Annotated in this window: 13 protein-coding genes; 12 read left to right on the top strand and 1 reads right to left on the bottom strand. The window is 45.7% G+C overall.

From position 1 onward, the window contains the following. The first annotated feature begins 6 nt into the window (after positions 1-6). Positions 7-1983, top strand: coding sequence for a RagB/SusD family nutrient uptake outer membrane protein (locus H8B06_RS17715; protein WP_223857750.1), 1977 nt, complete (start codon positions 7-9; stop codon positions 1981-1983). Positions 1984-2226: 243 nt separating this feature from the next. Here H8B06_RS17715 and H8B06_RS17710 read toward each other — a convergent pair whose 3' ends face one another. Continuing rightward, positions 2227-2922, bottom strand: a complete 696-nt coding sequence (locus tag H8B06_RS17710; RefSeq protein ID WP_190995541.1) for a DUF6250 domain-containing protein — start codon at positions 2920-2922, stop codon at positions 2227-2229. 40 nt (positions 2923-2962) lie between these two features. Here H8B06_RS17710 and H8B06_RS17705 point away from each other — a divergent pair, with 40 nt between their 5' ends. The 11 genes from H8B06_RS17705 (at position 2963) to H8B06_RS17655 (ending at position 24147) form a co-directional block, all read left to right on the top strand. Then, positions 2963-5707 (top strand): exo-rhamnogalacturonan lyase family protein, encoded by a 2745-nt coding sequence (locus H8B06_RS17705; RefSeq protein WP_190995540.1) that lies wholly within the window; start codon positions 2963-2965, stop codon positions 5705-5707. 319 nt (positions 5708-6026) lie between these two features. Beyond that, positions 6027-8255: a fasciclin domain-containing protein gene (locus tag H8B06_RS17700; protein ID WP_190995539.1), complete on the top strand. Its 2229-nt coding sequence runs from the start codon at positions 6027-6029 to the stop codon at positions 8253-8255. Positions 8256-8264: 9 nt separating this feature from the next. Further along, positions 8265-11537, top strand: a complete 3273-nt coding sequence (locus H8B06_RS17695) for a SusC/RagA family TonB-linked outer membrane protein (RefSeq protein WP_190995538.1) — start codon at positions 8265-8267, stop codon at positions 11535-11537. 16 nt (positions 11538-11553) lie between these two features. Continuing rightward, a complete protein-coding gene (locus H8B06_RS17690; RefSeq protein WP_190995537.1) occupies positions 11554-13047 on the top strand; it encodes a RagB/SusD family nutrient uptake outer membrane protein in 1494 nt (497 codons plus the stop codon). Positions 13048-13060: 13 nt separating this feature from the next. Next, positions 13061-14713, top strand: coding sequence for a fasciclin domain-containing protein (locus H8B06_RS17685; protein ID WP_190995536.1), 1653 nt, complete (start codon positions 13061-13063; stop codon positions 14711-14713). 6 nt (positions 14714-14719) lie between these two features. Continuing rightward, a complete protein-coding gene (locus tag H8B06_RS17680; protein WP_190995535.1) occupies positions 14720-16180 on the top strand; it encodes a fasciclin domain-containing protein in 1461 nt (486 codons plus the stop codon). A 9-nt stretch (positions 16181-16189) separates the two neighbouring features. Next, complete coding sequence (locus tag H8B06_RS17675) at positions 16190-19390, top strand: SusC/RagA family TonB-linked outer membrane protein (protein WP_190995534.1); 3201 nt, start codon at positions 16190-16192, stop codon at positions 19388-19390. A gap of 24 nt (positions 19391-19414) precedes the next feature. Beyond that, entirely contained in the window at positions 19415-21178 is a 1764-nt protein-coding gene (locus tag H8B06_RS17670; RefSeq protein WP_190995533.1) for a RagB/SusD family nutrient uptake outer membrane protein, read from the top strand. Between the two features lie 87 nt (positions 21179-21265). Beyond that, positions 21266-22810, top strand: a complete 1545-nt coding sequence (locus H8B06_RS17665; protein WP_190995532.1) for a right-handed parallel beta-helix repeat-containing protein — start codon at positions 21266-21268, stop codon at positions 22808-22810. A gap of 21 nt (positions 22811-22831) precedes the next feature. Beyond that, positions 22832-23482 carry a hypothetical protein gene (locus tag H8B06_RS17660; RefSeq protein WP_190995531.1) on the top strand — a complete coding sequence of 217 codons (651 nt, stop codon included), beginning with the start codon at positions 22832-22834 and terminating at the stop codon, positions 23480-23482. A gap of 293 nt (positions 23483-23775) precedes the next feature. Continuing rightward, positions 23776-24147, top strand: a complete 372-nt coding sequence (locus H8B06_RS17655) for a hypothetical protein (protein WP_190995530.1) — start codon at positions 23776-23778, stop codon at positions 24145-24147. Positions 24148-24256: the final 109 nt, after the last annotated feature.

The following is a 24256-nucleotide window of genomic DNA, read 5'->3' as shown; positions in this document are numbered from 1 at the left end:
TTTACGATGATGAAGATAATCAAAAATAAATATACATATCTATTGCTCGCGACGGTTCCGTTTTTAAGTATGCAGGGTTGTAAGAAAGATTTTCTGAATGAAGAAATGATCACTGCAAGAAATACGGCAGATTATGAAACGACGGAAGGACTTGACGGCTTGGTAACCGGCATGTACCAAAGCTTGAAATTTCATTTCAATTATGAATGGGCATATGCGTCCACTAATTATGGGACGGATGAGTTTTGGGTTGGAGGCGATCGCATTAAAGAAATGTGGGGAACGTATAGTGCCAACTTTAACAGTTTTACGGGTGAAGTGGGGGTGATTTGGGATAATATGTACGGTGCAATAAACTCAGCGAATACCGTCATCGCGAATGTACCGGAATTCTATGAGAATGAGGAAACGAAAAATACACGCTTAGGTGAGGGACATTTTATCCGCGCCTTTAACTATTTTAAATTGGTAAAGCAATATGGAGGAGTTCCACTTAAATTAGAACCTTCATATTCGGTCGAGCTCGAGTTTACCCGGGCATCTGCCAAGGAGGTATACGATCAGGTTATTGCAGATTTTACAAGTGCTTATGAGTTGTTACCTCCTTCGTCGGCGCAAACAGGTCGTATTACGAAATGGGCTGCTGCTCACTTTTTAGCAAAGGCATACCTGTTCCGGGCGAGTGAGCTATATGCGGATTGGAATGCCGATACGCGTGATGCGGACTTAGAACAGGCCATCAAATATGGACGGGAAGTGATCGAACAAAGTTCCCATAGTTTGGCGACAAATTTCTCCGACCTGTGGCGTTACACAAAGCCAGATGATGTTAACGAAACATTGCCAGAGATTATTTTGGCGGCACAATTCTCCAATAACGATGCTACTATCGGTCGCTATGGTAATCAAATTCATTTGCACTATCCATCGGTGTATCAAAACCTACCCGGCATGCAAAGGGATATTCCGGGGGGAAGGGAATTTCAGCGCTTGCGGACCTCCGATTACGCCTTGGATGTGTTTGATCGTGTAAACGACTCCCGTTTTTGGAAAAGTTTCAAAACAGAATATTTAAGTAACCGGCCGGCAACGGCACCATTATGGGAGGAAGATTATGCGCCGAGTTCGGATTTGGTTGGTAAACCAAAATTCAATGGAGGAGAAGTTTCTATAAAATATATTGTGAACGATGCGGGCGACAGCAGGTACACCGAAGAAAATATTAGAAACCGTGCGCCACACATGTTCGTTCGTTATTTCGCCGGTGACAATCAGGATTACAAAGGAAATCACGGAAATTATGCTGCCAGCAGATATGTAACCATGTCTAAATTTGCAGATGGATCCCGTAATTCTGTCGCATCACAATTTGGCTATCGGGATGGAATTTTGGCCCGTTTGGCAGAAACTTACCTTATTGTTGCTGAAGCTTATGGTCGTCAAGAGAACTACGATCAAGCCCTACCTTACATCAATGAAATTCGTAAACGTGCAGCCTATAAAGATGGAGAGGATAGGTCGGCTTATGTAGATGGTGGTGTCGCATATAAAAATAATTCGATTGTTCCGGCAGGTGCATTTGTTTCGTATTCCGAAAAAAATACCTACTACGAATCGAATAATATAGCGGAAACGACGGATGCGACCGAAAGCGCTATGGTATTGAGCTCGGTAGCTGATATTTTGGATGCAACAGATCAATTTTATGACGTTCTGGGAGTCAATTCTAGCCAACAGAAATTCTTAGCTTTTATCTTAAACGAGCGATCACGTGAACTCATGGGCGAACTGATGCGCTGGGAGGATTTAGCAAGAACCAAAACGCTGATTAAGCGAAACGAGGTATTCCATAATGAAGCTAGACCGCAAGAAAATAGACATTATGTGCGGCCTATTCCGCAAAGCTTCTTGGATAATATCCACGTCGACGGTCGCCCATTGAACGCAGCCGAGAAAACGGCTATGCAAAACCCGGGTTATTGATCCTATTTTAAAAGTTTTTATTATTTATTTTTCAACAGGCTGTTCCTCCGCGAACAGCCTGTTTTTTTGTATGACAACTGAGACGAGGCTTGGAATCGTGAATTAAATATTAAGCCTGTTTGCCGATGTGGCAGGATGCAGCAGGTTGCTGTCGATTTTATAAAAGAATAACTTCGTAAAACAGCCTTGAATATGATGAAAATTATAAGCTCGTATAGGACATTGCTTCATGAAATACATCGTTTAGTTATTCAGGCGATAAATGCGTACGTTGTCAATCGCTTGGCGGGAGTATGTAGACCGTAATCCGAAATAACCATGTGTCAACGGATCTGGATCACGATGGCTGAATAGTTCTTGACCGTCCACGGAGAAGGTAGTAACGCCGTTAATCACTTCTGTGCGGATACGATAGGTATGGTTGGCTTCCAGCCGACGGTCGTGTTCATAAAGTAGCGGTTTGGTGCCGTCACCTTCATATTTTCGGAAACGGGTTGTCGTATTGTTGTTACCACCCATACCTACATAATATAATGATAAGGAGTCATAGCTTTCAAATACACCAGATCGGGAAAACAGGTTTTCATTTGACGGATCGCTGGCCATCCAAAATTGATTCAAATCGGAAAGCCGGTCATTTGAGCTGGTGTCTACGACTACCGTACGCTCATATTCAATGGCAAAATTACCTTCAAGCAGATGGTTTAGCCATACGGTTACGCCGCCATAGGTGTCGAGCCAAAGTTTACCGTCTGCTACATAGATTTGTGAACCAGGCTCGGGTGCTATTTCGGCTATCCATAGTGCGCTATCCAAGCCTTGTTCAAATGATTCCTCAAAAAGGAGTTCGGATTCGCTTGAACTGGTCGAACTGGATTGACAGGAGACGAACGTCGTGAGTATCCAAATCGGAAAAAGAATAGCGTATATACATCTCATGAAACAAAAATAAATAAATAAACGCCAAAAACAGTTCGTTATGCGTAGACAAGAAAAAAAGCCTAGTCAGCAGTCCAGGAGGCAGTTTCTAAAACAGTCATCGGTATTGTTATCCAGTTTACCATTCTATGGTAAAGTGCCCTTCGCGATGCCTTTTCCAATTCCGAAACACCAACATGGAACAAACCTGCATTGGTTGGGGAATCATGCCCCGGATACGAAACGCGGTGTCACCTGGGGTGTTCCTTGGAGCAAAGGAGCGTTGAAAGACGCGGAAGCGTTAGTATTGGCCGCTGCTGGAGAAGCCAATCTATGTGCGCAACATTGGGTGACAGCCCGATGGCCTGACGGGTCGGTTAAATGGTCGGCGCATGCTGCTGTATTAGGAAGGGAAGATTCTGGAGCAGATCTTGTTCTGCACAAAGAAGGAGCGAGGCTTGTGCGGGTAGACAAATCAATTGTCGTCGCCGAAGATGATGATGCCATTCGTGTGAATACAGGCTCCATACAATGCGTCTTCCCTAAAAAAGGAGGCAACCTTATCAAATCTATCCAATTAGGAACGCGGATGACAGCCACCGATGGCCAATTGGTGCTCTACTGGCAAAACCTGCCGGAACAAGTGGCAGGAGAACCGTTGCTAAGCGAGGTGCTCACGAGCGAAATCCGGGATGCGGTCGTAGAACATGCGGGGCCTATCCGGGTGGTTATCAAAACCACGGGTATACATCGCTCGGATACCGGTCGCGAGCTGTTGCCATTTACAGTGCGCTGTTATTGCTATCTCGATACATCATCGATCCGCATGGTACATACGTTGGTGTATGATGCGGACGAGTATACCGATTTTATCCGTGGGCTGGGGGTACGGTTTACTGTACCGATGACAGACCCGCTATACGATCGGCACATCCGATTTTGTGGAGACAATGGAGGGGTATTCGGAGAAGCGGTAAAAGGATTGACAGGGTTGAGGCGTGATCCTGGTAAGGAAATTCGAGATGCCCAGATTGCCGGGAACGCAACGCCGCCAATTTCAACATTCAACCCGAGCGTGGCAAAAGGGTTACCCTATATACCTTCTTTTGGAGACTATTCGCTTACCCAACTCACGCCAGATGGTTTTGAAATCCGTAAGCGAACAACTGCCGGTCATGGCTGGCTCAGTTCAGCCCACGGTTCACGTGCTGCAGGGGCGGGATATATCGGCGGTGCCAGCGGTGGATTGGTATTTGGTATCCGAAATTTTTGGCAAAGCTACCCTGCTCAGATTGATATTCGGCATGCACATACCGACGCGGCAGGCCTTACCCTCTGGTTGTGGGCGCCCCATGCACCCGCCATGGATCTCCGTTTCTATCACGACGGTATGGGGCAAGACACTTATGAAGAGCAACTGGCCGGTTTAGATATCACGTACGAGGACTATGAACCGGAATTTGGTACACCCTATGGTGTCGCCCGTACCAGTGAGCTTGAAATTTTAGCGGTAGATCGTACACCAACGCATGCAGAACTCGCGAACAGGGTCAAGGATATGCAGCATCCTCCGTTGCTGGTATGTAACCCTACCTATTATGAGAAAAGCGGTGTGTTTGGAGGAGCCTTTACGGCTGGTCCACCAAAAAGTGTAGCTGAAAAGGCTATTGAAGAGCAGCTTGCCTTTTATATTGACTACTACAAAAAGCAGATTGAACAACATCGATGGTACGGCTTTTGGAATTACGGGGATGTTATGCATAATTACGACCACGACCGTCATGTCTGGCGGTATGATGTGGGTGGATATGCATGGGATAATTCCGAGTTGTCTACCGACCTTTGGTTATGGTATTATTTTCTGCGTTCGGGTCGGCACGACGTGTTCCGCATGGCAGAGGCGATGACGCGACATACCGGTGAAGTCGATGTGCACCATATCGGTCGCTTCGCGCCCCTAGGGTCACGACACAATGTGATGCACTGGGGCTGCAGCGCGAAGCAGTTGCGCATTAGTACTGTTATGAATCGACGTTTTCTCTATTATCTCACGGCGGACGAGCGGATAGGTGATCTTATGCGGGAGCAGATTGAGGCAGTCCATGCCCTCCAACGAATTGTGCCTGGTCGGAAGGTGGGCCAGATCGCAGCTAAGGGCGAGGATAAGGTCAGTATGTCATTCGGCACCGACTGGGGAGCCTTAGCATCAGCTTGGTTTACGGAATGGGAGCGAACGGGTGATGAAGAGATAAAACAACGTTTACTGAATAGTATGGAAAGTATTGGCAATCAGCCCCAGGGTTTTTTGACGAGTTCAGCCAATATGGATGTGCATAGTGGGACTTTTGAACGGGTTGGGAATAGTAACATCCATGTATCGCACCTCAGCGCGGCATTTGGCCTGCCGGAAATCTGTGCCGAGCTCATCGGGTCGTTGCATGTTCCGGTGTTTACGAAGGCATGGTTACAGTATTGCGAAGCGTATAATGCTGACCCTGCCTGGCAGAAACGGTACCTTGGCCAAACCTTTAGCAAACCGAATTTAGGACAGGGGCACAGCCGACTCACGGCTTATGCAGGATGGTTTTTAAAAGATCTAACACTTAAGGAACGTGCTTGGAAGGAATTCTATGCTGGTGCTTCGGGAATGAAATTAGGCATACCGTCAACAATCCGTTTGGCACCGCCAGAAGTGCTCAGTGAGCGGGATGAAGCGCCTTTGTCTACCAATGCCGTTGCCCAATGGGGCTTAGCTGCGATGCAGTGTCTTGCATTCGCGGGTGATCCGATGGAGAAAGGAGCGTAAATAGCAGGATGCCACAGGTTGCCGCTCCAGAGACTTCGTAATATATTTGATATAAATAATTAAATAACCATTAGAACTAACGATAAACAGTAATTGAGAAGAAGTAAAATAAGAAATAAACTATACTAAAAAACCGAACAAATAATAAATAGTTAGCAGCGCTAAGGCACTGACTCGGACAGGAGGGTAAAACATACTGTCTGGATACTATATACACTAACGATAGTATGCGTAGACCTATGCTGTAGCAATGCTTGATAAACGAATAAACTGATCTGCGATCGTAACTTAAATTTTTATAAACCTATAAAACTATGGTATGCGTTTTTACAAATTAACCTTTTTATTGGGGCTGTTAACAGCATTTTGCTTGAGCTGTCGGAAAGAAGCTTTCGATGACTATTACAGCCGCCCGGATGATCTGGAGTCACCTATATATACCCGTTTGGAAGAGGAAGGGAGATTTTCCCACTTCCGCCGCCTGATTGAAAAGGCCGGCTATATGGAAACCCTCAACCAAGCCGGATATTGGACATTGTTTGCCCCGAATGATGATGCGGTCAACAAATTTTTACAAGCGCAAAATTATGCAACGGTAGAAGAGGTGCCGGATGCTATTGCGGAGCAAATCGTGCGCTATGCCTTGGTGTACAATGCTTTTCAGACTAACCACATTTCGGATTACCAGTCTAATTTGGGCTGGGAAGAGGGATTGGGCTTTCGGAGACGTACGGCCTATTACGATGGCTTTCGGAAAGAAAAAGTGAAGATTGATGGTGTAGAAAAAGAGATTGTTGTAGGTGCTTCAAACCGGAATAACGTGACGGTGAACTTCGGAACACCGTATTATGTGGATGGTGACAACAACAATAAATATGTCACGTATTTTCACGAGAAGTATAGGCAGTTTAACAGTCTTCCTGCGGATGACTATCAATTCTTTTACCCTTCTTTAGCGGCGTCCAACTTCTTCTTTATGGGTGGAACGGTGGCGAAAACCGATATCATCGCCGAGAATGGGGTGATCCATGAGGTGGATGTAGTGACGTTACCCCGTCCGAGTTTGGATCAATATCTGAAAGAAAACGATGAATACAGTTTCTTCCGGGATTCTATCCTCAATCAGTTTTTCGTGACGTACGAATATAGTCCTGCAGCAAGTAAGACCTACGAATACCGGACAGGGCAGGTCGAAGAAGTGTACATCAAGGTGTATGATCCACTGTTAGCCTTTTCCCCCAATAATGAGAATTTTCTAAAAGAGGCGGATAATGATGGACAACAAGATGGATACAGCATGTTTGTCCCGGCTAATAATGTGATAGAGCCTTGGATACGAAACGTATTTCTGGAACATTACAAAACGCTGAATCGGGTGCCCAAAGGCGTCATGGCGGATTTTGTAAACACCATGTTGTGGAAGAGTATGGTGTGGCCCAGTCAGTTTGACGGGAAAATGAATGAACATGAAGAACCGGCCCGCTTTACTAAAACCGATATTACGGATAAACAACTATTGAGTAATGGTTTCTTTTATGGTACCAACAAGATACAGGAATCCGATTTGTTCAATACGGTATATAAACATGTGATTCTGGATCCGGATTACTCGTTGATGCTGATGTTACTGGAGCGGGAACATAAACGCTTAGTGATTAATCCCGGAACGAATTTTACCTTGTTTTTGTTTTCCAACAGCTTGCTCAATAGCTTGGGCTATAACTATAATGAACGGCTGAGCGAATGGTCTTGGATAGATCGCAATGGGAATACAATGGGACATGGTCAAACACAGACACGATTGGCTCGTCTGATCTATAGCCATATGGTGGAAACGCCAAATGATGAGCTGGCAAATATTAACAATACACAGGGCTTTATCCAGACAGGAGATCGGGCGTTGCCAGGCGAATTTATCAAATGGAGAAATGGGAATATTTATGCGGCTGGCAACGAACGTTTACAGGAACCGGTACAGATCGTGGGAACAGCGAAATTCGGCAACAATGGCCGGGTCTATTATGTGAACAACCTATTGGAATTTTCAAACGAAACGGCGGGTGAGGCGATGGCTCGTGTGGCGACGGAAAATCCCAATGTTAGCCGATTCTGGGAGTATGTCTCCAAATCACCACTCTACGTAGCGAACGACCGGGTGATTACCGGGGTGGCGGGTGGAAGTTCCTACACCTTGTTGATGCCGAACAATGAGGCGATACAGCAGGCCATTGATGACGGCGTCTTGCCGGCCGATCCGGCAACGGGAGATATCGTTGGTAAATTCCAGATAGAAAGTTTTATTAAGTATCATATCCTGACCAATGTTAATATTGCAGCTGATGGTAATTCGGATATTCTATCTGCTGTTACTTTAGCGAAAGACGTCGACGATGAGTCGTTGACGGTCAATGTTTCCAATGCCGTCGGTAACCTGCGCTTTGTGGATAAGAAAGGGCGAACAGTACCAACAGTTTATACTTCCGATCTACCCCTGAGTGACCGCATCGTATTGCATGAACTGAATGGATATTTAAACTACAACAATTAAATCCAGATTATGAGACAATTAACCTATAGTTTTACACTTTTATTGTTTTGGATGTGCTGTGTAGGGCATACGGCTGTCGCGCAACACATTGTGCGCGGAAAAGTAGTGGATGCAACATCCAAACAGCCTTTAGCGGGTGTCACGGTATCGGAGCTAAGTGCCGACAACCGTACGGTAGCCGCAACCACAACAGATATAGAAGGTAATTACGCTTTAGCTGTCACCACGGCATTGAACCGATTGAATTTTTCGTTTATCAGTTATAATGCACAGGTGGTCCGCATCAATAGTAGAAATCAGATAAATATAGCGTTGGGCACGAGTGATAGTCAAATCGAAGAAGTGGTTATCACCGGTGTCGGTGGAGCACAACCCAACACAGGTTTATTAAATATATCGGCGCGCGATTTAACCACAGCGACAGCGACGATTAACGCGAGTGTATTGCAAGAAATGCAGTCCAGTTCCATCGATGAAGCTTTACAAGGGCGCCTACCAGGAGTAGATATTGCGGCCAATTCGGGTGATCCCGGTTCAGGAATGTCTATCCGTATCCGGGGTACGTCGTCTCTAAGTGGCAGTGCGGAACCCTTGATTGTGGTTGATGGCATGCCTTACGAGACCGAGGTTCCCGGCGATTTTAACTTTGGGGCGGCGGATGAAGATGCCTATGCCCAATTGTTGAATGTCGCCCCGGCAGATATCGAAACCATCTCGGTGTTAAAGGATGCCGCTGCGACAGCGATGTGGGGATCACGAGGCTCCAACGGTGTCTTGTTGATTACGACCAAGCGCGGTACCATGTCGAAGCCACGCGTGGGGTATTCCTTTCGTGGGGCGCTTGCCACGGTGCCGAGTGCAATCCCGTTACTTAGTGGCGATCAATACTCTTCGCTGATCCCTGAAATGTATATGAACCGGACCGGGCTACCGTTGAACACGTTGGCGAGCAAGGAATTTCAATATGATCCAGGGGATGTTTATTACTACAATAACTATAGTCAAAATACGGATTGGATCAAAGCGATCAACCAGACTGGCTTGTCTAACGACCATACTTTTTCGATACAAGGAGGTGGCGAGAAAGCGCGCTATTATTCTTCGGTCGCTTACTTAGGTCAGCGTGGGGTAACTGTTGGCTCCGGCTTAAACCGTATTTCTGCACGACTAAATCTCGATTATGATATATCCGAACGTATTAAATTTCGTACGGATATTGCCTATACGCATACGGTAACGGACCGGAACTACGTCAATTCCAAAGATGATCAGGACAATATCCGAGGTGCAGCCTATATTAAAATGCCAAACATGAGCCTGTGGGAATACGATCCGTATGGCAATATCATGCCGGTTTATTTTTCGCCCGATCGAAATATTCAAGGTGCATATCCAAGTACTTATAACCCAGCGGCGATGGCGGAATATGCCTATAATAAACATATGGGTGAACGGATTACCCCGACGTTTAACCTACGCTATGAACTGATTAAGGGAATCCTATATTCTGATTTTAGCGTGATGTTCGATATGAATAACACACGGGTGAACAATTTTTTGCCGCAACTAGCAACCGGGAGGCCTTATACGGAAACGGTTGTGAACCGTGCGGGGGAATCTGATCGTGACGATTTTCGGATACAGACCAAATCAAACCTCATTTACACACCAAATTTGGGCGATAAAATGAAACATGATCTCCAGATGTTATTTTCTTGGCAAACGGATGATTTTCGAGGGCTGAGTTATGAATCGATGATTTCCAATACAGCGTCCACATTGTTAACAGACCCATCGAATCCGGGTCGGACGCAAAATAATGAGTTAGTCTTAAAAGGCGGTGAAGGACAATCGCGCTCCATAGGGGCTGTTTTCAGTACCCAATATAAATTCCTGGACCGCTATATTGTAAATGTGGGGGTGCGTGGTGATGGGAACTCCAGATTCGGTGCTAATTACCGCTACGGATATTTCCCATCCATTTCCACGCGTTGGCGTGTTTCCGGTGAACGCTTTATGGAGAACCTACCCTTTATTGATGAGTTGAGTTTCCGTGCAAGTTACGGGCATTCGGGGAAGGCGCCGAACCGGGATTATCTTTTTTACAGCAATATTGTTAGCTATGACCAGACTTATCTGGATGAAGCGGGTACCATTCCGGCGAATATGGCGTATAAAAATCTGAAATTCGAACGGGTGAAAGGGGCCAATGTCGGACTGAATCTGGAGATGTGGAAACGCCGTTTCCGTTTGGATATGGAATTCTATCGAAACCGTACGACCGATATGTTGTTCGACAACCTTGGCGTACCCAACACCTCGGGATTTGAAAGTATTTGGCTGAACTACGGTGTGATGGACAATCAAGGTTGGGAATTGAACTTGAATGCTACACCGTATCGTACCAAAGATTTGATGGTGGATTTTGCTTTCAATATTGCACGGAATCTCAACGTGGTGCGGGAAGTGCCGGAGTTTTTTGTGAACGAAGCAGGTACGGGTACGAATAACGGCGATTATAAAAGGTATCTACGGATTAATAATCCTATTGGTTCTTTTTACGGCTACCGATATGAAGGTGTGTATTCCACGCTGGACGAAACCATCGCAAAAGATGTGAACGGCCAAGCGATTTATGGTCCGGATGGCGAACCGGTGTATATGCGGTTTAACTACCCTTATACCGATTATGTGTTCCAGCCAGGCGATGCGAAATACGCCGATATTAATCACGACGGAAGTATTGATGAACGGGATATTGTATACCTTGGGAATTCTAATCCGAAGTTTACGGGGGGATTTGGCCCATCGATTACCATTAAGAATAGTTTGCGGATTAACCTGTTCTTCAACTTCCGGTTAGGCTATGAAGCCATCAACGATGCATTGATGCAAACGACAAAGATGACGAACTACGATAACCAATCGACGGCCGTATTAAGCCGCTGGCGGAAGGAAGGCGATGTCACGGATATGCCGCGTGCATTAATGGGTATGGGGTATAACTGGCTGGGTTCTGACCGCTATGTACAGGATGCTTCATTCCTCCGGTTCCGTTCGGCAACGGTCAGCTATACCTTTAACCGTGGCAGTGTGATTGATCGACTAGGGATGAGCAATTTACGTATGTATGTGACCGGAGAGAATTTCTACACCTGGACGCGCTATTTAGGGCAGGATCCGGAGGTCAACATGGAGAAAGGTATTTTCGGCGTGGCGCGGGATAAATCGCGTACCCCGCCGACCATGCGCTTTACATTCGGTTTATCGACAAGTTTTTAACCTAGAAGAAGATGTTATGATGAATATATTATCAAAAAAACTAGTAATTCCGGCATTGGCACTCGCGCTCCTAAGCTTGGGCTCCTGTGACAAATGGCTGGATCTGAAACCGCAGGAAGGGGTGATCGCAGAAGATTATTGGCAGACGAAGGAACAGGCCAGAGCCGCGGTCAATGGACTTTATATATCGCTAATTAATAGCAGCCTCACGCAGGAGCTGTTTATGCATGGGGAGATTCGTACCGATATGGTCGATATCAGTACGTTTGCGCCTCAACCCTATACCGAATACCGGTTTGCGGATATGTTGTCTACCAATCAGTTTAGCAATTGGGGCACGTTTTATCGGATTATTAACTATTGTAATAATGTGATCGACAATGCGCCGGGCGTTAAAGAACTTGACCCAACGTTTGCACAAGCAGACCTTGATGCCTACGTCGGCGAAGCTTTGGCAATCCGGGCTTGGATGTATCTTAATTTGGCCCGTATTTGGGGTGACGTCCCGATTAAATTGCATTACACTGCTTCTGACGAAGATTTGGCTTCGATTGCCAAATCATCACAAAGTGACGTGCTGGACGCGGTGGTAGCGGATTTAGTCCGGGCCGAACCGATGGTGCGCGAAACGTTTGGCAGTACTGCAGCGGATAAAGGAAAGATTACCCGGTATACCGTAAATGCACTGCTGGCAGACGCTTATCTGTGGCAGGACGAATTTCAGAAAGCGGCGGATGCCTGTGATTTAATTATCGATGCCGAGATATTTGAACTGGTGTCGGGTGATCCGTCGACCTGGATAAACGAACTATTCGGACAAGGTAACTCGATAGAAGGAATATTTGAACTGCAATATGACCGGCAGCAACTGAATCCATTTTTTCCGTTGTTCCGGCTGAATGCCCTTTATATGGCGGGGCAAAATGTATATGAAAGTTTATTTCAATTTGATGCTGCTGATCCCGAAAACTTTGATGTCCGTGGCGATCGGGGCGCTTTATCAACTGCAACCAATATGATTTATAAGTACCATGCTTTTAGCCGGACGCAGACTAAATCACAGGATGAGTCCTATACGCATTGGATAGTGTACCGCTATGCGGATATACTCCTGATGAAAGCCGAAGCCTTAAATGGTTTGAATCGCGGGCAGGAAGCACTGGATTTGATTTATACGATCCGGGAGCGTGGAAATGCGATGCAGGGAACAGATTTGGATCCGGGGGCAGATGATCAGCAGGGTATCACGACATTTATTGTAGAGGAACGTGCACGGGAGTTCGCGTACGAAGGAAAGCGCTGGTTTGATGTGCTACGTAACGCCCGCCGGAATAATTACCAGCGGATCGATTTGATTACCGGTATGATCGTGAGCTATGCACCGGCAGATCGGCAACAGGCCATGCTAGGTAAATACCGGGATGTCAATAGTCATTACCTGCCTATTTATTATATCGAAATGCAGCGCAGTGGCGGCGTATTGGAACAGAACCCTTTTTATGGAAACTAAAAATAACATAGCAATGAAAACGAAGAAAAGATATCAAGTGATTGGGTTGTTGCTGCTGGCTACCGTGCTATGGTTGCCGTTTTCCTGTACCAAGGAGAATTTTACGGAGACCACAGACACCAGCCCGAATATAAACAGTTTCCTCGCTACGAATGAGGATTATAGCCTTTTTTCGGAAGCACTTAGACAGGCTGGGGCAGCCTCCTACCTAGACGCTTGGGGAACGTATACAGTATTTGCACCGAACAACAACGCGATGCAAGCTTTTTTGCAAAGCGAGGGAAAAGGTAATGTGGGTGATCTCTCCGAGAGCGACGTGAAAGATCTGGTTAACCTCCATATTATACAGGATACCGTCTCTACAGCACAGTTTCGGGATGGCAAGATTCAACGTAACTCTGTTTTTGGGATGTTTATCACCACCGCTGTGCAAAATATTGACGGAGAGTCCCACTTCGTCCTCAACAAGGAATCCAAGATCATTATGCCGAATATTCGGACCGGAAATGGCGTTGTACACGGCGTAGATAAAGTGTTTACGAAGGTAACGAATACCGTGATGCAGGAAATTGATGCCGACCCGAATTTAAGTCTATTTGCAGAGGCCTTGCACTTGACCGGTTTGGATGCCTTGCTTAATCAGAGAGTAGAAGAGCAATTCTATTCCGTGCTCGCCGTGAGCAATACGACCTTTGCGCAGCGAGGTTTCAACACCATACAGGATTTAGTTGATAAGTACAATCATACCGGAAATCCTAAAAATCCCGAAGATAGCTTGTATATGCATATCGCTTATCATGTTTTACCCGATTTGAAGTATGTATCCGATTTGGCATTCTCCAGCTCACATACCACGCAGGTACCACGGGAAGTATTGTTGGTTAAAGTGGATCGGGAGAAAATCATATTGAACGAAGAGGAATGGCTAGGGGAATTGGAAGAGGGAGCGGAAGTAGATCGGGAAGCCAGCGATAATACGACCGTTAACGGTGTGTTGCATTATATCAAAGATGATATCTATATCAAGCAGCGTTCACCTTTTCGCGTAGATTGGGATCCCGCGGATCAGCCAGAGATTCGTTTGGCAGGGGTGTATGGGAGAAGTGAGTTGCAGATTCCGAAAGGGTACTTGAGAGATGTGACATGGGGAGGCGCTGATAATCGAACGATTTGGTATAGACTTGCGACAGCTTCAAATATGCAAGGGGCGGTTAACGGAGATAGATTGGAGATTACGCTGAGAAATAATAGTGCGACCATACCGTGGATTGAATTTAAAACGCCCGTGGTCGTTCGTGGACGATATAAGGTATGGGTTGGTTGGCGTCAAAATGGAGGGAATACTGTTGATACATATCTTAATGGCGTAAAATTATCACGTTCACTCAATCTTGGAGAATATCGGATACGTACATTGCCTGATCGAGAGTTAGAAGCATTAGGGTATAAAAAGCATGTTGCCGGCAACCTTTCGGGCGTCAATAATTACAATTGTAAAATGGTCGGTATTGTGGATATTGATGTTACCGACAGACAAACTTTACGTTTTGAAACAAATACTAATGTAAGCGCCCAGTTTTGGTTAGATTTTATTCAGTTTATCCCGATAGACCAAGAGCAGATCTATCCGCAGTTTGATACGCAAGGAAATGCCGTTTATCCGTAAACCTTAATGATGAAGATAATGAAGAAACACCATATATTAACACCTTTGATAGGACTGATCTACATCCTACTGTTACAAGTCGGTTGTTCAGACCCCTGGGATGAACACGCCCGGGATAACGAGGGACTGACAAACGAACCGCTGTTGGAACGTTTAGACGAAGAATCCGAGGCCAGCGAATTTATGAAGTTGCTACGTACATCAGGCGTAGACAAAGTGTTAGATGGGAACAATGCCTATACGGTTTTTGTGCCAGATAACAATAGCGTGCAGACTGTAGCCTCTTCGCTACAAAATGATGCGGAAGCATTGGAACGCTTTGTGAAAAACCATATTGCGGTATCTACCCATCGCTTGAATGCTTCGGCGGATACTGTCCGCCTGACCATGCTCAGCGGAAAAACCTTGGATTTCGTGAATAGTGAAATTGATGGTGCAGCCTTTAGCAAGTCGAACCAGGCGGGAGTTGATGGCATGTATCATGTTATTACGGACGCACTGATACCTCGGCAGAGCTTATGGGAATATATGAGCGATCACGGCGATGAACTGCAAAATGCGTTTATCTTAGGCTTGAACGAATATAACTTATACGATACAGCGGTTGTGGAAGACCCAGCAGATTATTATTTAAACAACGAGTTTTTGCGAAATGTGGGTGATATGCGGGATGAGAATCAACGTTTTACCTATTTTGTCTTGAAGGACGCTGATTTTACAGCAGAGGTAGCGCAGTTTTTACCCTATGTAAACTACCGTAACCATGCTGATTCCTCGTATGCCATTGGCCAGTACGAAATTGTAAAAGATATGCTTTTTAAACAGGCGTATAGCAAGGACAATCTCCCCGCTATGTTGCTGAGTGCCTCGAATGTGCCGTTCCCCGTAGATAAATCGGCTATCAGCCAATCGGTGCGATTGAGCAACGGCTGGGTGCATATGTTGGATAGAGCGACACTGCCGGTTGTTAATAAACTGATAGACACTTATGTACAAGGGGAGGAGCCTTGGAGATTTTCTGCTTCGGTAACAGCAAGTACCTTCCACCGGATACGCAAAGACCCTTACGGCGAGTTCTTTAAGGATATCATGATACAAAACCATGGGGTTTCCAGTCTACAGGTGGCATATCAAACCGCCCGGATGTATAGCACGACATATGACGTGTATTGGCGTGCTTTGAACGATGTGCAAGCAAACGTATTCCAGCAGCAACTCGGTATTTTTGAATTTGATACGCGGCCGAGCGAAGACGATCCCGATATAGAAGTCAGAGAAAGCATTTATGTATTTCCGTATACCAATGTGGAGCAGAATGATTACAATGAAGTCTATCTGGGGGAGTTCAATCTGGCAGATTATAACCGGATTGTACCTGTATTGCAGGGGGCGGCGACAACGACAAACGGGGACAACACGTTGGTGCTGGATTATCTACGCTTTGTACCCAAATTGAAAACCAACTAAACCAATTAGATGATGCAATTGCTATATAAAATATTTATCGGAGGTGCGGCATTAGCCACTTGCATGTCGGTCGGGTCGTTGCAGGCACGATCGGTAGCACCGTTCGTAAAACTGGAGATATCAACGAGGTCTGTTCAGGAGTTGACGATTTCGGGAACCGTACGGGCAGCAGACAGTGGTACTCCCGTTGTAGGCGCTAATGTACAGGTGGTTGGATTTTCTGCAGCCATCACCGAAGATGACGGAACATTTTCCCTCAAATTACCGTCGCCGACGGCTAAAATAACCATCAATGCGCCCGGTTATCAGGAGAAAATCGTGTTTGCGAAAACAGGAGAATCAAATTTGGAGATTTGGTTGTATGAGGAAGGCTATAATCCTATTCGTCAGGAAGCGATCTTGTTTAACGAGAAGCAAAGCGTCCTGTCACAGGTTGCAGCGGTACAGACCGTCGATTTGGGGAAATACCAGTGGAAAATGACATCTAACGATAATACCGCACAATTTCTGCAAGGAAAAATTGCCGGGTTAAATGTGATACGTAATTCAGGAACAACCAATACGGGAGCAAATCTGAGCCTTCGGGGGATCAACTCGTTTTACGGTACTTCCAAACCACTTTTGGTGGTAGACGGCGTGCTGTACGACGATGAGGACTATAGTGCCGACCTACTCGCTAATTACAGCGAATCGGGCCTAGCAAATATCGACGTGAAAGATATTGATAACATCTCCGTGTTAAAAGATGGATCGGCGCTTTATGGAACTAAGGGTAGCAACGGTGTTATCTTTATTACGACGGCACGCGCGAAAGAACTGGCAACGCGAATTGATTTCCTCGCGACGACAGGTTTTAACAACAGGCCGAAAAATCTGCCGTTGCTGGATAGTAGAGGCCATCGAACTTACCTGTCGGAATTGCTGAGTACGCAGGGCTTGGGAGCGGATTCTATTGGACGGTTGCCCTATTACAGACTAGATGCGGAAAATACGGAGCGCTATCGCTATATGAATGAAACCGATTGGCAATCGGAAGTCATGGATCACAGTATCAACCAAAATTATTACCTTAAAGTGGCGGGAGGCGATAATATCGCACAATATGCACTATCTGCAGGTTATACCAACGATCGGGGTGTTTTGAAATACGATAACTTTACCCGTTATAACATGCGCCTCAACGGCGATTTGACCTTATCCGAAAAGTTTACCGTGCAAAGCAACCTGTCCTTTTTCTATAACCGACAGGATATTCGAAACCAAGGCGTGGACTCGCATTCCAGTCCGTTATACCAGTCGCTGATCAAATCACCTTTCTTGGCACCCTATGGTTTTGATGAGCAAGGCAATATGTCGCCGGTATTTGCAGATGTGGATGTCTTTAATCAGAGTAATCCAGCGGTGTTGGTTAGTGAGAACACCATAGGGCAGAACCAGAGCTACCGTTTTGTCGGGAATTTGCATTTCAACTATCAGTTTAATGAGCGTTATGCTTTGCGTACAATTGCGGGATTGGTATACGATAAGGGTCGGGAGAATTTCTTCCTACCGGAACTGGGTGTGTTTTCCGAAGATCAACCGACGGCAGAGATACGGAACGAAGCGGGGATTCAGAACCGTAAACTTTTTGCGTTGTTTAACGATACGTACTTTAGTGCGAACAATACCTTCGGGGCAGATCATAAGTTAAGCAATCGGATTGGCTTCCGTTTACAGCAGCGCAACGCGGAATATGATTATGGTTTAGCGTTTAATACGGCGAATGACAATTATGTGAACGTAACGGGTGGAAGTAACCTGTTGCGTCAGATCCGTGGTGGTTTTGGGAATGCAAATTGGGTAAATGCCTACATGTCGCATAATTATGCGTATAAGGAGCGCTATCTATTGCGTTGGGATGCCGCTCTTGACGGTTCCTCGCGTTTTGGTAACGAGGCTCGTCAAGGTGCCTTGAAACTAGGTAAGGATGCCTTTGCGTTGAATACAGCGCTCCATGCGGCTTGGGTGGTTTCGGCAGAAGACTTTTTCCGTTCGGATGCTGTCAACCTCTTGAAATTACGGGCTTCTTACGGTATCTCCGGGAATGATGATATTGGCGACTATGCTGCACGTACCTATTATATTTCCCAAAATTTTCTGGGCATACAAGGACTTATCCGGGGCAATATCGGAAATCCGGCCCTGCAATGGGAACGTGCCTTCAAAACCAATCTAGGACTTGATCTGTCGATAGCAAAAGAAAGGGTAAATATATCGTTGGATCTCTATAACCACCGTTTCAAAGACATAATTACCTATCAAGCACTTTCGGCGCAGACAGGTATGGATCTAGCCTTTACGAATGGGGCAGCAATGCAGAATAACGGATTGGATTTGAACATCACAGGACGGCTAATCAACAAACCGGATATGAAGTGGGATATGGGGCTACAACTGGCGACCTATCGGAATAAAGTATTAACACTGCCGGGCGGTGCCTTTGAGACGACGTATTATGGCGCCCGCATGATTACCGAAGAGGGAGGTGCGGCCAACCAGTTTTACGGCCTACAGACCTATGGTGTATTCGCTACGGCACGTGACGCGGCGAATACGGGTTTGAGCAGACGCTTAACGGATGGTAGTTTGTTGCCTTTTGAAGCGGGAGACATACATTTCGTAGATCAAAATGGCGATAATATCATCGACGAAAAGGATCGGGTAGTGATCGGTAACCCGAATCCGAACTGGTTCGGCTCGTGGCACACGACGCTGCGCTATAAACGTTTTTCGATGCATACACTGTTTACCTATTCGCTGGGCAACGATGTGTATAACGCAACACGTCATCGTCTGGAAAGTGTATCCGACTACCATAACCAAAGCATAGCGGCGAATTACCGCTGGAAAGAGGAAGGCCAGGTTACCAATATGCCGCGCGCAAACTGGGGTGACCCATTGAATAACGCCGAGTTCTCCGATCGTTGGATCGAAGATGGCTCGTACCTGCGCCTGCGCACGATCAATTTTGGTTACCATGTGCCAGTCAATCACGATATTCTGAAATCATTTGATGCTTTTCTGACGGTTAATAACGTGTTTACGGTGTCTAGGTATTTAGGATACGACCCGGAATTTAGTGCGAATAGCTCGATCTATAGCCAGGGCATCGATATCGGTATGACACCGCAATTTAGGACAATACAAATAGGTATTAAGGCAGGATTCTAAGACAACAATGAAAGGAAAGTTAACATGAACCGAATAAATATAATAAAACGTACGACGATATATGGCTTATCTGCTGCATTGGCCTGTTTTGCCTTGCCTTCTTGTAGCAAATTTCTGGACGTAGAGCCCGAGGAGGTGTTGGTCAAAGAACAGACGTATCGAAATATATACGATGCGGATGCTGCCGTTATCGGCGTGTATGGTAAGCTATTGTCATTAGCGGAGCAGCACATCCTATGGAATGAACTGCGTGCCGATTTGCTGACCGTGACTAACCGGGCCAACCCGTATTTAAAGGAAATCAATACCAATGATGTGGGAGCCATCAGTGCTGATAACCCCTATGTCAATCCGCGTAAGTTTTACGAGGTGATCCTCAACTGCAATGACGTGCTGACGAATTTTCAGGTGATGCGTGCGGAGAATAAATTTACACCGGAAGAGTTTAATCAACGCTATTCGGATATCATGGCGGTGCGGAGCTGGGTATACCTGCAATTGGGGATACACTTCGGACGTGTACCCTATATCACGGATCCGTTGGAAGACACCGATGCGGTATTGAATAAAGACAAATATCCACTATTGGAATTTGAGCAATTGCTGACGAAGCTTATTGCCGATATGGAATCCATCCCCTATAAGCTACTTTATTCAAGTACGGAATCACTGATGTATGCCGTAGATGGCTATGAGATGGAACGCTTCTATATCAATAAACAAGCACTATTAGGCGATCTGCATTTGTGGAATAACGATTACCGGAAAGCGGCGGAGTATTATAAGCTGGTGATGACCAGCTATGATAATTTAGGTAACGATAGTTATCGATATGACAGATATAAAATGCGGTGGTCCGAAGTTCAAAGTAACAATGATATTGCCGTTGGGTATCTACGTTACCGGGAGCAAGATGTACGCACCTTGATTAACAGCAAAACACAGGGTTGGCGCTCGATGTTCTCCCGCTCTCAGGATGCTTTATGGAATTGGGAATGGGTTTGGGTGTTGCCCTTCAGCAGTAATTTTAGTCCGCAAAATCCGTTTATTGGTTTGTTTGCCGCAAATGGAGGCGACCACTTGCTGAAGCCAAGTCAAGAATCGTTGGACCTATGGGGTAACCAAACCCAACGGAATGGCATACCTTACGACGCGCGACGGGATTTGTCCGTGTCGATGATAGGACAGGAAGGGGTCGTGACGAAGTATACCGACGAGTTCTCAGATATCGAAACCATGTTGCCTATCGATAAATTTCAGCGTGGGGGTAAATGGCATTTGTATCGGGCAGCGAAACTTCATTTGCGCTTTGCCGAAGCCGCCAATCGGGATGGACATTATAAGCTTGCGGCAGCTTTCTTAAACGGTACCATAGGTAATGCTTACGATGATCCGAACTTAACGGATAAAACGGATGTCATGCAGACCTTTTTGCCTTTTCCGTACGATTTTGATGCGCGGAATGGAAATAATCCACACTTTCGAGCCACCTGGCACCGACATGCCGGTCTCCGAGGGAGAGCTTATGTAACGAACCGAGAGATTAATCCGACGGATAGCCTAACTCAGGTAGAGGATTACCTGATCGAAGAGGCCGCTTTGGAAATGGCATTTGAGGGTAGTCGCTGGGAGGATCTAGTCCGAATAGCGATGAGGCGTAACGATCCGTCTTTCCTTGCAAATAGGATTTATGAGAAATTGAGTAAGGAAGGCCATCCACAGGCAGATGCTGTCCGTAACAAGCTGATGAGTCGTGAAAACTGGTATTTGCCGTTTAATTGGGAGTAGATAGTTATAAGTGATGAGTTATAAGTAATGAGTGATGAACAAGGTGCAGTCTATCGTCTTTGTTTGTTACTCTTTAATCAAAAAACTATGAAGAAATACATTTATCTTTTTTTAATGATGTTGTGTACCATCGGTTTTTCGGTGTCGGCGCGCACATATTACATCGCTGTGGACGGCGATGATAACCAAGAGGGAACAAAATCAGCTCCTTTTGCGACACTGAATAAGGCACAATCACTGGTGCAATCTGGGGATACGGTATACTTCCGAGGAGGAACGTACAAAATTAAGCCCGAACAGATTATGACGCCTACCAGTGGAGGGATATGGGCACATGTATTTGATATGAGTAAAAGCGGGGCGAGTGAAAACCAACGCATACATTATTTCGGGTACGAAGGTGAACGCCCCATATTCGATATGTCTGACGTGAAACCGGCCGATCGTCGGGTAGTTGTCTTTTACGTCAGTGGTTCCAATCTCCATTTTAAAAACTTTGAAGTTATCGGCACACAAGTGACTATTGTAGGACATACGCAGTCGGAATGCTTCCGTAACGATGGGGGGAACAATAATATCTATGAAAACCTCGCCATGCATGACGGTATGGCGATCGGATTCTATTTGGTGAGAGGGTCCAATAACCTCGTTTTAAACTGTGATGCTTACAACAACTGGGATTATATCTCCGATGGTGGCCGTGGAGGGAACGTTGACGGATTTGGTGGGCACCCGACGAATACCACGAGTGCCGGTAATGTGTTTCGTGGTTGCCGGGCATGGTGGAACAGTGACGACGGCTTCGATTTAATCAGTGCTTATGCCGCTTATACGATTGAAAACTGTTGGGCATTTTATAATGGTTATAAACCGGGAACTTTTGAAACCGCGGGAGATGGAACGGGTATAAAAGCAGGAGGCTATGGTATGGGAGAGAATGCGGACGCACCGTCGGCAATCCCGATGCATGTTGTCCGGAATAATATTGCGTTTCAAAATCGTAACCAAGGGTTGTATGCGAATCACCATCTTGGTGGAATCCTATGGGAAAACAATACGGGTTATAGAAACCCTTCTAATTTTAATATGCTGACCCGTAAGTCTAGGGAAGAGGCTGTCGATGTAGATGGATATGGACATGTTATCCGCCATAACTTATCCTATAGCCCGCGTACCGCCGGCCAACATATCGTAAATGTAAATCAGGAACTTTCTCAAATAAGCAATAACTCTTTTCTACCGGTGAATATGGAAGTAACGGCAAATGATTTTATGAGTTTGGATGAAGCTCAGCTTTTGTGGCCGCGGCAGTCTGATGGTAGTTTACCGGATATTGATTTCTTGAAATTAAAGACGAGTAGTACATTTTATGCCGCCGGGATGGGATATTTCTATACACCCTTGGGTAGTATCGTGTCTTATGAGTGGATTGAAGAACCGACCATTGTCGTTGAGCATAATGTGGCCCGGATTGTGGGGAATGGTGCGGGACGTTTTAACAGCTTTTTTGTCAACGGTACACGGATTCCCTTTAATACGGGACGAGTAGACTTAACGACGTATGAAGGGGAGGTGGATCTTCGTGCGGCTACCGCAGGTGGCGATGTGATCCGGTTGAAAATAACGAAATAAGGAGGATAGAATAAAATGATTATGAAATATAGGACAGATATGCGCTTTATCATGCTTTTGTTGTTGTGCGGAAGTATATTGGCAGCTTGTGAAAAAGAGAAAGCAGTGCCGCTACAGGCGCTGGAGCTGGATAAAAACAGTATGGAGATACTGGAAAGCTATACGTCAACAGTAGAAGTTATAAGTGGTAACGGAGACTATACCGTTTCAGAGACTTCGCTGGTTGAAGTGGAGGTTAACGGGAATACGATTACATTTACCGCAACGGAAAATTATGGTGAGGAGCGTCTTTTCATCATGGATGGGACAGGGAGAAAAGCAGCGGTGGATGTCAAAGTAATTCCCGCGGTACTCAGCGCGGACGATCCCCGCTTTTATTGGGACGGTCTTATTGGTTTGGAGCACGCTAACCAATGGAGTACAACTATTATGGGAAATAAGATTGCGCTGACCAATGTCACCGAAAAGAAGCAATTTGTGTTGTCATGGAATGGCGAATTTGCTGTTGGTGTAAAGCCGAGAGCGACGCTTCGTATTATTGGAGAAGACAATAAGCAGGATATACCGTTAACGAAACTGGAAATATTGACAATCGACCGGAGTAAAAACCTTTGTACAATAGTATTTTATAAAGAAAAGCAAAAAGGAGAATTGGTGTTTGTGTTGCCGTAATTCTTGTCATCACGGATATAACAGGATCCTTAAAGCAGGAACTCTTCCGCATTCCTTGGAGATATAACCTTAAATTCCGTGTTTGGATAACTTGAAGCAAAGGCACAATTTTGCGCATGTACATAGGCCCGCCGAGCATGTACATGACGGCTATGTACAGTGACATAACGGCTACGTACAGTGACATAACGAATAAGATACTGCACAAGTCGATATTGACACGTTGCAAAATCCACTTGTTGCCTGACATAACGAACCAATCCCCCAACAGATCGATTACATGAGGCTTTATAATGGTATTGTACCCCGCAGGTATTCAGATGTCACTTGCATTGACGAATATGTTTCTGTATTTAGCGGTAAAGTCACGTGACATGTTGATGCTGACGTTGTACAAAGCAAATATGTTCCGTACAGGCATTCGCATGTACTTGTACATAATCGCAAAGAAATATCTTTTTGCTGTTTCTCCATACGCCGATGTCATGTCGTCGTACGACTTGGACGGTTCGTTGGACAACTACACAATGTCGTCGCACGGAAATGTGGCCAATCCGTTCGGGGAAGTGATAAAGATGGTCTTTCCGCTTATTTCTCTGTGCAGGGAAACTGTTCTTCTATGCATAGATAGGATACTTTCGTCCTTCTGTCTATTCCTAGAATAGCTTGACACTTTTTCGGTAAAAAAGAGGAAAAAGATGTCAAAATCAACAGGAGGAAAACAGAAAGAGATTTTACTGAAGGACCGCTTCAGTGATGACAGTTCCAGCCAGC

Origin of the sequence: Sphingobacterium micropteri (genome assembly GCF_014692515.1) — a bacterium.
GTDB classification, from domain to species: domain Bacteria; phylum Bacteroidota; class Bacteroidia; order Sphingobacteriales; family Sphingobacteriaceae; genus Sphingobacterium; species Sphingobacterium micropteri.
This window is presented reverse-complemented; position numbering and strand designations above follow the sequence as displayed.

Bases quoted from the DNA above. Each gene is read 5' to 3' on its own strand.
- H8B06_RS17715 (WP_223857750.1), top strand. From the start codon at position 7: ATGATGAAGATAATCAAAAATAAATATACATATCTATTGCTCGCGACG.
- H8B06_RS17685 (WP_190995536.1), top strand. From the start codon at position 13,061: ATGAAAACGAAGAAAAGATATCAAGTGATTGGGTTGTTGCTGCTGGCT.
- H8B06_RS17700 (WP_190995539.1), top strand. From the start codon at position 6,027: ATGCGTTTTTACAAATTAACCTTTTTATTGGGGCTGTTAACAGCATTT.
- H8B06_RS17690 (WP_190995537.1), top strand. From the start codon at position 11,554: ATGATGAATATATTATCAAAAAAACTAGTAATTCCGGCATTGGCACTC.
- H8B06_RS17665 (WP_190995532.1), top strand. From the start codon at position 21,266: ATGAAGAAATACATTTATCTTTTTTTAATGATGTTGTGTACCATCGGT.
- H8B06_RS17660 (WP_190995531.1), top strand. From the start codon at position 22,832: ATGAAATATAGGACAGATATGCGCTTTATCATGCTTTTGTTGTTGTGC.
- H8B06_RS17670 (WP_190995533.1), top strand. From the start codon at position 19,415: ATGAACCGAATAAATATAATAAAACGTACGACGATATATGGCTTATCT.
- H8B06_RS17710 (WP_190995541.1), bottom strand. From the start codon at position 2,922: ATGAGATGTATATACGCTATTCTTTTTCCGATTTGGATACTCACGACG.
- H8B06_RS17695 (WP_190995538.1), top strand. From the start codon at position 8,265: ATGAGACAATTAACCTATAGTTTTACACTTTTATTGTTTTGGATGTGC.
- H8B06_RS17655 (WP_190995530.1), top strand. From the start codon at position 23,776: ATGGTATTGTACCCCGCAGGTATTCAGATGTCACTTGCATTGACGAAT.
- H8B06_RS17675 (WP_190995534.1), top strand. From the start codon at position 16,190: ATGATGCAATTGCTATATAAAATATTTATCGGAGGTGCGGCATTAGCC.
- H8B06_RS17705 (WP_190995540.1), top strand. From the start codon at position 2,963: ATGCGTAGACAAGAAAAAAAGCCTAGTCAGCAGTCCAGGAGGCAGTTT.
- H8B06_RS17680 (WP_190995535.1), top strand. From the start codon at position 14,720: ATGATGAAGATAATGAAGAAACACCATATATTAACACCTTTGATAGGA.